This window comes from Algoriphagus litoralis (assembly GCF_003259255.1).
In the GTDB taxonomy this organism is placed as follows: Bacteria; Bacteroidota; Bacteroidia; order Cytophagales; family Cyclobacteriaceae; genus Algoriphagus; species Algoriphagus litoralis.
In genome coordinates this window covers 163,094-176,254 of the sequence record NZ_QGOL01000007.1, presented here as the reverse complement: position 1 = coordinate 176,254, position 13,161 = coordinate 163,094, and the positions used below count along the sequence as shown (strand labels likewise).

Annotated in this window: 10 protein-coding genes; 3 read left to right on the top strand and 7 right to left on the bottom strand. The window is 42.7% G+C overall.

Going from position 1 to position 13,161, the window contains the following annotated elements; all coding sequences use genetic code 11:
• The first annotated feature begins 90 nt into the window (after positions 1–90).
• Positions 91–507, top strand: coding sequence for a LytR/AlgR family response regulator transcription factor (locus tag DK188_RS08430; protein WP_111670379.1), 417 nt, complete (start codon positions 91–93; stop codon positions 505–507).
• Here the strand turns inward: DK188_RS08430 and DK188_RS08425 are convergent.
• Complete coding sequence (locus DK188_RS08425) at positions 504–1,712, bottom strand: S-adenosylmethionine:tRNA ribosyltransferase-isomerase (RefSeq protein ID WP_111670378.1); 1,209 nt, start codon at positions 1,710–1,712, stop codon at positions 504–506. The genes DK188_RS08430 and DK188_RS08425 overlap by 4 nt on opposite strands.
• Positions 1,713–1,782: 70 nt before the next feature.
• Between DK188_RS08425 and DK188_RS08420 the strand changes: the two genes are divergently transcribed.
• The gene (locus DK188_RS08420; RefSeq protein WP_111670377.1) at positions 1,783–2,865 is read left to right on the top strand and encodes an o-succinylbenzoate synthase; all 1,083 of its coding nucleotides are present in this window, start codon (positions 1,783–1,785) and stop codon (positions 2,863–2,865) included.
• Here DK188_RS08420 and DK188_RS08415 read toward each other — a convergent pair.
• A complete protein-coding gene (locus DK188_RS08415) occupies positions 2,862–4,010 on the bottom strand; it encodes a lactonase family protein (protein WP_111670376.1) in 1,149 nt (382 codons plus the stop codon). The genes DK188_RS08420 and DK188_RS08415 overlap by 4 nt on opposite strands.
• 172 nt (positions 4,011–4,182) lie before the next feature.
• Between DK188_RS08415 and DK188_RS08410 the strand changes: the two genes are divergently transcribed.
• A complete protein-coding gene (locus DK188_RS08410) occupies positions 4,183–6,717 on the top strand; it encodes a phosphoenolpyruvate carboxylase (protein WP_111670375.1) in 2,535 nt (844 codons plus the stop codon).
• 62 nt (positions 6,718–6,779) lie between these two features.
• Here DK188_RS08410 and DK188_RS08405 read toward each other — a convergent pair whose 3' ends face one another.
• The 5 genes from DK188_RS08405 to DK188_RS08385 all read right to left on the bottom strand — a co-directional run bounded on the left by DK188_RS08405 (position 6,780) and on the right by DK188_RS08385 (position 13,119).
• Complete coding sequence (locus DK188_RS08405) at positions 6,780–7,430, bottom strand: hypothetical protein (RefSeq protein WP_111670374.1); 651 nt, start codon at positions 7,428–7,430, stop codon at positions 6,780–6,782.
• Between the two features lie 104 nt (positions 7,431–7,534).
• Complete coding sequence (locus tag DK188_RS08400; RefSeq protein WP_111670373.1) at positions 7,535–8,005, bottom strand: hypothetical protein; 471 nt, start codon at positions 8,003–8,005, stop codon at positions 7,535–7,537.
• A gap of 129 nt (positions 8,006–8,134) precedes the next feature.
• Positions 8,135–9,334: a BamA/TamA family outer membrane protein gene (locus DK188_RS08395; protein WP_111670372.1), complete on the bottom strand. Its 1,200-nt coding sequence runs from the start codon at positions 9,332–9,334 to the stop codon at positions 8,135–8,137.
• 158 nt (positions 9,335–9,492) lie between these two features.
• Positions 9,493–10,149 carry a porin family protein gene (locus tag DK188_RS08390; RefSeq protein WP_111670371.1) on the bottom strand — a complete coding sequence of 219 codons (657 nt, stop codon included), beginning with the start codon at positions 10,147–10,149 and terminating at the stop codon, positions 9,493–9,495.
• 630 nt (positions 10,150–10,779) lie between these two features.
• The gene (locus DK188_RS08385) at positions 10,780–13,119 is read right to left on the bottom strand and encodes an outer membrane beta-barrel family protein (protein ID WP_111670370.1); all 2,340 of its coding nucleotides are present in this window, start codon (positions 13,117–13,119) and stop codon (positions 10,780–10,782) included.
• Positions 13,120–13,161 lie beyond the last annotated feature (42 nt).

Genomic DNA, 13,161 nt, shown 5'->3' with positions numbered 1-13,161 from the left:
AATAGTCTAGGAAAAACTCAACCAGGAAAGATAACCAGATCAGAAAACAAATTCATGCCACACCCTGTTTCCCCCTAAAATGCTGATATCATGAAAGAATTACTGGAGGAAATCAAAATAAATGGAAATGAAAAGCATCAAGCTCCTTCTGAACTTGAGCAGGAAGAAAGACTGCTGATCAAAGACGCAATTTTTGTACGACACGAAGGCAGTCTAGTCAAAGTAAAATATGATGATATTCTCTGGCTCAAAGGCGATGGGAATTATACCACACTTGTGGCTAGAAATTCAGTTTTTTCGGTGAGAAATATCCTGAAAGACTTTGAAATGGCGCTTCCTTCTGAAAAATTCATACGAATCCACAAGAGCTATATCGTCCAAGTGTCTGAAATCAACGCCATAAATACACGTGAGATCAAAGTGGCTACAGATCTGGTTCCAGTAGGAAGGACCTATTACCATGACCTGGTCAACGGCATCCAAAAACTAGGCAATCACCCGGATTAAATCCAAAGCAAACTGCTGTCCCCGTAACTCAAGAATCGATAGTCATTTTCTAACGCTTCCTGATAAATTTCCCTCCACTTCTCTCCCAAAATCGTCGCAATCAGCAAAATCAAAGTCGATCCAGGCTGATGGAAATTGGTAATCAAGCCTTGGATCATCCGGTATCTATACCCGGGAAAGATGAAAATTTCGGTACTTCCCAGAATAGTATCCACTCGATCTCTATCCATCAAATCCAAGATAGCTTGGAGTGAATCAGACTTTGAAGGTACATTTTTTCGGTTTTCGTAGGCAAAAAGTTTTTCGATCCGGAATTCTTCTCCTTTACCTTCTAATAGCTTAACCCCATACCAAAAGAGACTTTCCAGCGTCCTGACCGAGGTGGTGCCCACAGCCACGGTATTCCCTTTTTGTGCCAAAAGCTTTTCGATCGTTTCTCTTGTGATTTGAATCTGCTCGCTGTGCATTGGATGCTCGAGGATATTCTCGGCTTTAATCGGCTGAAAAGTTCCCGCACTGACATGCAGTGTCACTTGTGCTTCCTGGATTCCCTTTTTCCGAAGCTTTTCGAAAATTTCATCTGTAAAGTGTAGTCCGGCAGTCGGTGCTGCCACTGCACCCTCTTTTTTGGAATAGACAGTCTGATAGCGGGATTTGTCTGATTCAGTCGGTTTTCGGTTGAGATAGGGAGGAAGCGGGACTTCTCCACTTGCCTCCACTAGATCGACAAAAGCAACTTCCGAATCATTCCAAGAAAACCTCACCGCCTTATTTTCCCGATCGACAAGTTCTGCGGATAAGAGGATTTCTTTCCCGTTTACCCAGATTTGACCTTTGAGGAGTTCACCATCTTTCCATTTTTTGGCGTTGCCAATCATGGTTTCCCAAGTGACAGGGTGCTTTGCCAGCATGATCTCTGGGATTACAGTCGTGGGAGCAATTGGCTGCAATAGGAAAATCTCGATCCTCGCGCCAGTTTCCCGCTGGAAAATCAATCGTGCCGGAATTACCTTGGTGTCATTGTAGACCAAAAGTGTATCTGCAGCGAGTACCTCGGGAAGATTGTAGAAGTGTAGATGTTCTACCCGATCGTTTCTTACGTGCAAAAGCTTAGAAGAATCCCGCTTTTCTAAGGGAAATTTGGCGATGCGCTCTTCGGGGAGTGTATATTCGTAATCTTTCAGGTCGATCTTCGGAATCTCCATTTCTAATTAATTTTCGGCTGCAAATATAGGTTTCAGTCAGCCATTTCCCTTTGTTTTTGGTTAGTAATCCATGGTAAACACAGTTCAACTTCAGTTTTCATACCGTAAGCGTACACTCATTTTCAGATTTGATGCCGGTACTTCCCGGGGAGTCCTGAAGACCAGAGATGTCTATTGGATCAAAGCTCTGGACCCAAAAAATCCCAACATCATGGGCTGGGGAGAAGCAGCCCCACTCGTCCAGCTTAGCCCGGATTACCGAGAAGATTTTGAAGTGATTTTGGGGAATTTGCTGGAAAAGTTATCGCTGGAATCTTGGGACCTTGATCCAAAGTCAGTGCTTTTGAAATTGAAAGAAATACTTCCATTTGAGCTGCCTTCGATTCGATTTGGGTTGGAGACAGCCATTTTGGACTGGATAAATGGAGGTAAAAAACGAATTTTAGCCAATGGCTTCTTTGATAAGCAAAAGCCGATTCCCATCAATGGATTGATTTGGATGGGGGATCGGGATTTTATGCTGGAGCAGATCGATCAGAAGTTGAAGGACGGATTCAGTTGTATCAAAATGAAGATTGGAGCGATTGATTTTGAGCAAGAAACAGCGCTTCTAGGCTATATCCGCGCTAAGTTTTCTCCTGAGCAAATCATTCTGCGTGTCGATGCAAACGGAGCTTTTTCTCCAACCGAAGCACTGGCAAAACTTGAAAAATTGGCTGAATTTGATATTCAAAGTATCGAACAGCCCATTCCTGCAGGTAATTGGGCAGCAATGCGGACGCTATGCCAAGTCACTCCTTTGGATATCGCGCTGGACGAAGAATTGATCGCTGTGCGAAATAAAGAGGAGCTGCTCGATGAGATTCGGCCACAGCATATCATATTGAAACCAACTTTAGTTGGAGGAATCTTCGAAACCCAAGAGTGGATCAAGCTGGCCGAAGAACGGGGAATCGGTTGGTGGATGACCTCCGCCTTGGAAAGCAATATCGGCCTCAATGCGATTTCCCAATTGGCCTCTACGTTTGACTCCAACATTCCTCAAGGTCTAGGCACCGGAAAATTATACCACAATAATCTCGAATCGCCGCTGAAAATCCAGTCAGGATTCATTCGGTACCATCCTGAAATTGGCTGGCAAAATCCCTCCTAATCCTCCAGTCTGAAAAGATACACAGGCTTGTTTACTTCTGCTTTCCAAGGCGTTGGAGTCAGTTTTCCAGTAAATTGATCCCGCTCGAAAACCACAATGTCATTGCTGGCTTGGTGTGCAGCAAAAAGATATTTTCCATCGGAGCTGAGATTGAAGTTTCTAGGCATGAGTCCTCCAGATGGAATATTTTGTACCAAAACGTACTCTCCTGAAGGCCTTCTTCCAAATACGGAGATGGTATTGGCATCACCCCGATTGGACACATAGACCTGCTTGCCATCCGGAGAAAGTCGGATCTCAGCAGCACCCACATTTCCGGTGAATCCCTCCTCGAGCAAGGAGATTTCTTGTTTGAGCTCCAATTCGCCATTTTGGTAGGAAAATACATCCATAGCAGCAGCCATTTCCTGCACTACCAATACCTCTGAGCCATCTGCTGAAAAAGTCAAATGCCTAGGGCCATCTCCTGGCGTCACAGGAAATTCTCCTGAAAGTGAAAGAGGTTCGGTGCGCGTTGCATCAAAATCATACACGTAGAGCTTGTCTGTGCCTAAGTCTGCGACCAAAACCCGCTTGCCCTCAGGATCAAACGTGGTGCTGTGGACATGTGGCGCTTCTTGTCGGTCTCGATTGACACTTTTGCCGGTATGCTGGATGGTTTGAACATGGGTCAGGCTGCCTTCCGGGGAGACTTTAAATACACTGAGACTACCTCCGGTATAATTTCCCAAAATGACAAAATCCTCATTTGGAGAGATCGAAATATGGCAAGGATGATCTCCTCCTGACTCTTTTTGGTCGATCAGGCGGAGGGAATTGTCCATAGTGTCTCTTGCAAAGCTGAGAATCTGTCCACCTGGAGTGCCAGATTCTTCCTCCAGTGCAAAAACCCGTTTTCCATCCTTGCTTGCGATGACAAAAGAAGGATTGGCTATGCCTCCTGCAATTGTCTCTACCGTCAGGATATTTTCTTCTGGTGAAAAATAGAGGTGATTGATACCCTGAATGGGAGAGTCAGTATAGGTGCCGACCAGAAATTCATAGCTGGTAGGGGTAGGAGGGGTATTAGCCAATTGGTTTTCTTGTTTTGGGGAATTGCAGGCAGCAAGTATCAGTGCCAAGGTCAGGACGGGAATGGATTTCATGAGATGAAAGTAGAAAAAAAAATTGTGTTAATATTTTTCTTGTTTTGCTAAAAAGAAGAAATAAATCGATCAAAAAGAAAAAAAATAATTCAAAAACTTATTGAATTTCTAAATATCCTTCAGAAAAATAGAAAATTCATTAATTTGCCATAACTACCAAATCTGACCCTGGATGTTTCAAATTTATGATACCCAAGTCGCCAAGCGATTTACGATTTACAACAGCCTTTTTTTAGATCTGCCATTTGATGACATCTATGTCACCGGAACCTTGCTGCCTTTTTTGGGAAAGGCCTGTGAAAAAGGTTTTGCCGAAGGAAAAACTCCCCGGGAGATAATTGATGGTTTTTTTGAAGAGATGATGCCTGGTGAAAAAGGAAAGGCGCAAACCGATTTTCTTTTCCAAATGATCCAATATGTGGAGCGTCAGGTCGTTTTGTTTGACTCTATAGAGGATGCAGCCTACGAAAAGATCAATGATATCGGAGGCAAAGGGTCCATCAAAGCGCTAATCAGTCGTGTAGAAACGGATCGAAAAAAAGACCAACTGGTAGAAAAGCTGAAAAATTTTTCGGTAAGACTGACCCTTACCGCCCACCCGACACAATTTTATCCAGGAAATGTACTCGGAATAATTACTGATCTGGAGAACGCCATTCGGACCGACGATCTGGAAAGTATCAATCTTCTCCTTCAACAACTGGGAAAAACAGGTTTTATCAATCGGGAAAAACCCACTCCTTTTGATGAGGCAATCAGTCTCATTTGGTATCTGGAGAATGTATTTTACCACAGCATTCCGGATATCATTATTCGCCTACTCAAAGGACTCAATCAGCCGCTTCACACTTGGGAAAATCCATCCATATTAAAGGTGGGATTTTGGCCGGGAGGAGATCGGGATGGAAACCCGTTTGTAACCCATGAGACCACGCTTCAAGTTGCGGATCGATTGAAAAAATGGCTCATGCGCTGCTATTATCGTGATCTGAGGAAACTCCGGAAGCGACTGACCTTCAAGCATGTGGAGGAGCATATTGTCAAAGCGGAGCGGGGTATTTATTACACTCTCTTCGAAAACAAAGAAATCTACTCTTCCAAAGAGGATCTGTTGGCTATACTTTTTGAAGCAAGAGAGGCATTGATCACATATCATGACGGTTTGTTTTTGGATCTTTTGGACCGCTTTATTCTCAAAGTGCGGATTTTCGGATTTCACTTCGCTTACATGGATTTGAGGCAGGACAGCCGCAAGCATGATGGACTCTGGGAAGAAGTTCTAAGTATCCAAGGGCGAGAATTTACAGGGACGGAAGACGAGCTCATTGAGAAGGTCATGACTACCCAATCCCTGCCAAGTGTGGATCAATTCCAGGAGCCCTTTCATAAAGAAATGCTACTCTCCACAGCTACTGTGAAGTCTGTGCAGAAATCTAATGGCGAAGATGGACTTCACCGATATATCATTTCCAACTGTCAGTCAGTGCTTCATGTCCTTGAAGTCTATCAGATGGCAAAATTGACTTTAGGTGTTCAAACGGGGAATTTACCTCTTGATATTGTTCCTCTTTTTGAAACGATAGATGATTTGGAGATGGCACCCCAAATCATGACCAAACTCTACCAGATGCCAGAATATCAGGCCCACCTCAAAAGTCGTGGTAATAAACAAAATATCATGCTTGGTTTCTCAGACGGAACCAAGGACGGAGGGTATCTGAAAGCAAACTGGTCAATCCTCATCGCAAAAGAAGAGCTGACCCGTGTTTCGAGAGAAAACAACATCGAAGTGGTCTTCTTCGATGGCAGGGGAGGACCAGTAGCAAGAGGAGGAGGAAACCTACATAATTTCTATGCTTCTCTAGGTGAAAAAGTGGAGAATTCAGAGATCCAGGTGACTATTCAGGGTCAGACGATCTCCTCAAACTATGGGAAGCAAGCGTCCTGTATCTATAATTTCGAGCAATTATTGAGTGCGGGAGTAGAAAATCACCTGTATCCTGATTTTGAAAAGAGCCTGGACCAACGGCAACGTGCACTCATCGAGCGGCTGGCAAACATAGGCTATGAAAAATATAAGGATCTTAAAAACCATCCCAAATTTGTCCCTTATCTCGAACATGTCGCCCCACTGAAATTCTTTGGAATGACCAATATCGGTTCTCGACCGCTAAAACGAGGAAAGGGCTCTGGACTTAAGTTTGAAGACCTGAGAGCGATACCTTTTGTCGGTTCTTGGGCACAGATGAAACAGAATATTCCGGGCTTTTACGGAGTAGGATCGGCAATTACAGCCATGGAGCAAGAGATAGGAATGGAAGAATTACAGAAACTTTACCAAGACAGTCTATTCTTCCGGACGCTTTTGAGCAATTCGATGCAGTCCCTTAAAAAATGCTTCTATCCAGCCACAGCCTACTTAAAAGACAATCCTGAATACAGCGAATTCTGGCAGATGCTCTTCCGCGAATTTGAATGCTCGGTGGAGAAACTGAAGAAAATAGCCGGAATGGATGAGCTATTGGATGATAATCCAGTGACTAAAAGTTCTATTGAAATCCGTGAACGAATCGTTTTGCCATTGATCACTATTCAGCAATATGCCATTCAGACTATTCTAGAAAATGGATCTTCTACGGAGATTCTCGACCGATTAATTCTGCGCACCATGTTCGGCATTATCAATGCCACCAGAAATGCTGCTTAACCTTTGAACATAAAAAAGCCCTTGAATGATGAAATTCAAGGGCTTTTTGCTTTTGAGAAGAATTATTTCTTTACCGGTTTCGCGATGATCCCGTCTTTGATCATCTGATCGACCACTACACCTGCAAAAGTGTGTGAAAAAGCTTCCAAATTGGCTGGATTGGTAGTTTCGGACTGAGAGGACCACACTAGTGCTTCAGTTTTTGAATCATACAGATTGACCTCGATGTAATAGTTCTTGTCTGTTGTATAATATCCAGGATCATAGGTCATCGCTCCATAGTAGCCATAGTATCCTGTGTATCTGCCATAATATCCTCCATATAACATCGGAGAGTAGGTGGTAGTGCCTTGCACATAGCGGGTTTCAGAAGTCTGATCCAATAGCGCCACAGTCAGGATACCATCAAATCCTCTTTCACGGATTGCATCAAGTGCCTTTGCCATTCCTGCTTCATCTTTTGCCGAACCGATAGGAATCAAGGTCAAACTGCTCTCTGCATCTAATCCATCCTCATTCAATGTAGCAGTGAGTTCTTCTTCGAATGCCTGTCGATTGACAATATTGCTCGTAAGTCCACTTACGAGGATTTTTTTGAATCCGCCGGCTGGTTTTTCAGGACTTGACCAAGACCCGATGATTTTTGTACTTGGTGAGCAGGAGGCCATCAAAGCTAAAGCGCCGATACAGGCCATAATTGAAATTTTTTTCATAAAGAGTAGAAATTTGATTGTGGAATTTTAATAAAGCTTGGATAGTAACAATTTAACAAAATATCCCAGCTAGGTTAAGTAAATGTAAGTAGGGTTATGAGTTTTTAGATTTCACCAATGAATGGCAACTCTTGTTGAATTGCATTCCTGATGGTATTGGAAATGTAGAATTCAATCTGAATAAATTTTGCAGCATCCATAGCAGAAGTCGCTTTTTTGAACTTCTTATAGTAAGCTGAATAAAGCTTATTCTGTCTTGCGTCATTTTTCAAAGAACGGGTGGCTAACACATCTGCTTCTTCATTTCCGATACGGGTGAATTCTTCAATGTATTCATTGATGATGAGCATGCGCTCTTTTGAGATTTCTTTTCGTTCTATTTCATAAGCTTCATAGATCGTCCAAAAGGCTGCTGATTTTTCCGGAGTTAGATCCATGTAGTCTTCCACCAGCGCTTTTTTGTCTTTGCCAAAAGCTTCTTGAACTAAAGCGATTTCCTCATCTACAGTCTGGGCAAATGAATTTCCAAAGCCTACTGCTACCAAAATAAATGCTGAGAGTAATAATTTTTTCATGATACTTTAAAATTAATGTTTGGATAAAGAACTGGGTTTAAAATTTATTCCTGTAAAACTGCGTTTTTGTTTAGAATTAATACATAATTAAAGGCATCTACACTATTAAAATTTCCTAGTCTATCTCGTTTAGAAGCTTTCGTTTACATTCAGGTAAAAGCCAGAATTCCCTTTTTGACCAAATCCATAATCTGCCGAAATCGTGGTCCTGTTCTGTTTATTGATCATGACTCGAAGGCCGACTCCATAGCCAGGATTGATTTTGTTGAACAAGGACTCATTGGTTGTTTTGCTGCTAAAGCTTGCTGCATTGACAAAGACAGTTCCTCCGAAGGTTTCCTTGTTTTGTTGAAGCGGAAATCTCCATTCAGCTTCGGTATAGACCATACTTTCCCCTCGGAATCTTCCTTGGGCATAACCTCTTCCGGTCCTGCCAAACATATCCCATGTAAGAGATGGAAGACTCATGTAGGGCACATTTCCAGAAACTACAAAGTTGCCAAAACCCCAAAGTGCAATCAGGTTTCTTTTGCGCTTTTCACTCAAATTGATGTAGTGTCGATAGTCCAGCATCAACAGGGATGAACTCTGATCGGAACCTAAAAATGAAGGGTTGATTTTGTACTGAACCCAGGCAAAATTCTTTTCATAAGGCGATACAGCAACGTCCCGATTTTCCATTACCCAGTTTAAAGAAAATCCCGAAAGTGTATAGCTGTCCAGATCGAATCCTTTGATGCTGTTATACGCATCATGAGAAAATATCGGATTGAAGTCTGGGATTGATTCGGCATAATTTTCAATCTTGGAATGGATATCCAAATGGTACCCAAGGCCTAAGTAAAACTTGGTATCACCGATTCGTTTCAAGGCCGCCTCATAAAACCTGAGCAACCTAAAGTCCATCTGTTGTTCTCCCCATAAGCTTCCCCCCAGTGATGGAGTAATTCCCAGTTCATTAGGCGTGCTGCTTCCCAAGCCATAGGTAGGCTGCGAAGTGATAAAATACCGCCAGTCTCCGATGAGAATCAACTTATTCTCATTGAGATAAATATTACTTCTGGAGCTGAAGATCCATTGTTTTTTAGTGGTGTACAGGAAGTTTCCTACCAAGTTGGACATCTTAGTAGTACTAGGATCACCCATATACCAAGTGGCCGAAGGAGCAAGGCCAAAAAGCCATCCGTTGGCAGGATTGGAGCCGATCGCTGGGAGTGGGACGACTTTGAACTGGTTGAATTTGTTTGGTTTAAAAGAAACGGAATCCGTCTGTGCTGAAACCTGAAATGTGATTACCAATACTAGGCCGACAAGGAGCTTTGATTTCATAGACTGGGTAACTAGCAGTGGAAAATTTGGGATTGATTAACCAATCTAGGATTTAGTAGCGAAAGCTTTGGTGAAAATTGAAAAAGTCCTCGAATTAGACTGTCAAAAAAGAAGAAGTAGCAGTCTACTTCTTCTTTTTTAGCATTTCCCGCATTGGATTATTGAGGGAATTTGAACACCAAACCTCCGTCAAATCCAAATTGAAATAAGGTCGAATAGGTAGAAACTCCAGCGCCTACTCCTCCAGTGCCAAAATACAATCCACCCCCAGCGCCTTGCACAGCGGACATCAAGGAAGCTTGGATTCTGATCCCAACCCGCTCCGAAAACCAGAAGTTGGATCCACCACGAACCGACCAAGCAAATTTGGTTGCGTTTTGACTTCTTCTAGTATCAGGATTGGTTGCTTTAAAAATTCCCATTCCGATTCCAAGCCCAACAAATGGCTCTGCTACATCGCTGACTGGGAAATAATTGGTGCCGTTAAGCATAATCCAGTTTTCTGAGAGGTCAAAAACGGAGTTTTGCACAATTCCACCACCCAAACCTCCGTCCAGATAGGTGATAGGAGCGGTAGTCTGCTCATTTAGGTACTGAAGTTCAAACGCCTTTGTGGAGCTGGGAAGTTGGTATTCTATTCCTGCTCCCCATCTGAATCCTCCAAGGATTTTTCCTTCGAAGTAGGAGTTTGATGAGTAATAATTGTCCACTTTGTCGTCAAAGACATAGCCCGCATAGGTATTTAATCGAAGTTCTTGGGAATAACCTGTCACTGCGCAAATGACCAAAACAAAAACAAGTGCAATTTTTTTCATGGAATTTGGTTTTGAGAATTGGAAGACTGAGATAGCAATTAGGAAAATGAAATTGACGCAAATTCAACATAAAAATCAGTTGTTCGGCATTCTTTGATGAAATTTTTATCCGTTTTTAAGTAATCTAACTCCAAAATGTTCTGAACTTTGAGTGATTACGAACTTATGCAAGCCTTTTTATGATTTTTGGAAAATCAATAAAGGAGATAATATGACTGTATCAGCGGGGAAAAAATTATTGAATGTGGCCATGCGCTGCTTGAGTGGGGTGGATTTTTCAGGACTTTTTTTTGGAAATTTTTTCTATGTTAAAAATAGAACTGGATAGTTTTCAGGGGTTAATTTTTTAACACAAACTGAGCTAATATTCTTTGATTTCTTGCAAAAAACCAAAGGCGATAAACTCATCTTTCATCCGGCCAATCCACCTGAAATTGATTTATAGTCTTTGCAAAAGCTAATTCTGCAAATTAAAAAGCTGACAAGCTATCCGAGATTTTCTTGGTTTAAAATTTGAGAGAGGCACCGCCCATGGAGCCAGTGCTTCTCTTGTTAACCCGATCTATCTAAAATTTATCTTCAACAGCCTTCCCTGTGGCTGTGCATATGTTTTTTTGCTGACTTGTTCTTTTAGAAATTAAATCTTGCAGTCATTAACAGGATTCTGGTTTCCCGCTTGGCATAGAAATCCTGAGAAAACCGATTGGTAAGCGCATTTCCAGCAAATCGTCGTGTATCAAACACATCTCGAAGGCTGAGGGATAGATTTCCCCGATCTTCAAAAAAAGATCGCTGCAGACTCGCATCTACATAGTATTGAGCCAAGTCTCTTCCCTGTGCTTCTACTTCTGGAGAATCGTAGTTTGCTGCCAATTGGAAATTGAGTCCATAGGGAAGTCGGAAGTCCTGGATCAGCTTGACATTCCAAGAAAATCCCGAGTTGGTGAATTCCTCGCTGATGTTGGATCCATCTACATCTATTCGGAATAGTGTTACCCCACCATTCAGTGAATACCAATCATTGACTTCACTGATTCCCACAAATTCTATCCCGTAAGAACTAGCTGAAAGCAGGTTTTCGGGCTGGGAATAAGAAATTCCGTCTTCGACGAAGGTGATGAAGTCCAATTGTCCGTTTACTTTTCTGTAAAAGAGATTTGTGGTGAAACTCGATTTTTCAAAATTGGCCAAATGCCCAAATTCAAAGGAATTGATCATTTCAGGCTGAAGATTGGGATTGCCTCTTCTGATATTTAATGAATCGGTGATGTCTGGAAATGGATTCAATCTCCAGGCGGTCGGACGGTCGATTCTTCGGCTGTAGGTGAATTTTAATGCGTGCTTGTCATTCAGATTATACATGGTCTGCAAGCTTGGGAATAGGTTGAAATAGTCCTGCTTGTTCTCTTCGCCTGTATTTTCCAAATAAGTATCTACCAGTGTGTATTCCCCTCTAAGTCCCAATGCATATTCCACTTTTCCACGGGTAGACGAGTACACGGCATACCCAGCATGGATTTGATCCTGATACAAGAAACGATTGCTTACCGCGGGATCTTCCACAAAATCCTGAGTGCTTTCGTCCCGTCTCAAATATTGGTAGTCGTTGTCAAACTTTCGGATGTTGGACTTCAACCCTGTTTCAAACTTTCCGTTTTCCAGTGGTTTGATGTAGTCAAATTGAAATACTGAGATATTTCGCACTTCATCCGTAAAAGCTCGTTCTTGACCGGTCAGATTTTCATTGCTGGGATTTAGGGTGTTGCCAAAAATCCCGATCCGCTGTGTTTTGAATTGATTTCGATAGGAATGACTGGCTGTGAATCGCAGTAAATGCCCTTTGTCTTTGAAGTTGTGCTCGAAAATCAGCGCGTTGTCCAGTCCCTCGTCGATTTCATCCTCCGTATTTCTTCTCACGTAATCGAATGATTCATTTTCACCGGCTTGGTTCATTCGGTCCAATTCCGCGTAGAGTGTATTGGTCTGAAAATCCTGACCATATTGATAGACACCTTCATAGCTGAGCACATTGTTTCCAAAGTAATAATCTGCTCCATAGTTCAGATTATGGCCTTGGTTGCGGTTTACATTATCCGTGTTCTGAGTCAAAGTCTCCTGATCTTCAAAAATCACCCGGGTAGATCTTCGGGTTCCTACATCCTTCCAGTCTCTGTAGTTGTATCCAGCAAAGACGTTGAAATTGGTGTTTCGGTGATTTATTCTGCCTCCCAGATTGGTTCTGTTTCTAGTACCATAAGTGGCTTCCAGTCCGCCATGGGTACCGAGATCCTGGCCTTTTTTGAGAATGATGTCGATCACTCCACCTTCTGCCTCGGCGTCAAACCTTGCATTGGGATTGTTGATCACACGGACCTCTTCCACGGCGCTAGCTGGGAGTTGATCGAGATTTTGAGTCAGCGAGGAGTTTCGTCCATTGATCAGGATATTTGTGCCGGTACTTCCTCGAAGGGAGATGGTGCCATCATCAGCCACAGCAATAGAGGGAGTATTGCGCAGAATGTCGAGCAGGGTACCACCTGCGTTGGCAATATTGTTTTCAGGTGTGATCGTGATCCCTTCTAGGCTTGACCGGACAGGCATTTTTGAAGTTTCTACTACGACCTCCTCAAGATTTTTGCCTTCACTTTTCATTAGGATATCTCCTAAGTCTAGGTCACTGTTTAGCTTTAGGCCAGTGATCACCTGATCTTCAAAACCGAGGAAAAATGCTTTGAAGGTATAGGTGCCAGGCTTAGCCTCGAGGGTGAAATTTCCGTTTTCGTCAGAGTCCGAGTAGGCTTCAGGATTTGTCTCTTCGCCTTCGGCAAAAAGCGCAACCTGAACATATCCCAAGACCTCTTTCCGTTGGGCATCTTTAAGGGTTCCAGATACTTTAAAGGTTTGGGCCCAAACCAAACTAGGTAAGGCGAAAAAGAATAAAATCAACAGAAAAGATTTACTAAGATTCATCGGGCAGAATGTTGGTTTTGATACAAGTGTACAGTTACATTT

Excerpts from the sequence above, each read along its gene's own strand:
- DK188_RS08400 (WP_111670373.1), bottom strand. The coding sequence starts at position 8,005 with ATGAAAAAATTATTACTCTCAGCATTTATTTTGGTAGCAGTAGGCTTT.
- DK188_RS08385 (WP_111670370.1), bottom strand. The coding sequence starts at position 13,119 with ATGAATCTTAGTAAATCTTTTCTGTTGATTTTATTCTTTTTCGCCTTA.
- DK188_RS08420 (WP_111670377.1), top strand. The coding sequence starts at position 1,783 with ATGGTAAACACAGTTCAACTTCAGTTTTCATACCGTAAGCGTACACTC.
- DK188_RS08405 (WP_111670374.1), bottom strand. The coding sequence starts at position 7,430 with ATGAAAAAAATTTCAATTATGGCCTGTATCGGCGCTTTAGCTTTGATG.
- DK188_RS08390 (WP_111670371.1), bottom strand. The coding sequence starts at position 10,149 with ATGAAAAAAATTGCACTTGTTTTTGTTTTGGTCATTTGCGCAGTGACA.
- DK188_RS08430 (WP_111670379.1), top strand. The coding sequence starts at position 91 with ATGAAAGAATTACTGGAGGAAATCAAAATAAATGGAAATGAAAAGCAT.
- DK188_RS08415 (WP_111670376.1), bottom strand. The coding sequence starts at position 4,010 with ATGAAATCCATTCCCGTCCTGACCTTGGCACTGATACTTGCTGCCTGC.
- DK188_RS08395 (WP_111670372.1), bottom strand. The coding sequence starts at position 9,334 with ATGAAATCAAAGCTCCTTGTCGGCCTAGTATTGGTAATCACATTTCAG.
- DK188_RS08425 (WP_111670378.1), bottom strand. The coding sequence starts at position 1,712 with ATGGAGATTCCGAAGATCGACCTGAAAGATTACGAATATACACTCCCC.
- DK188_RS08410 (WP_111670375.1), top strand. The coding sequence starts at position 4,183 with ATGTTTCAAATTTATGATACCCAAGTCGCCAAGCGATTTACGATTTAC.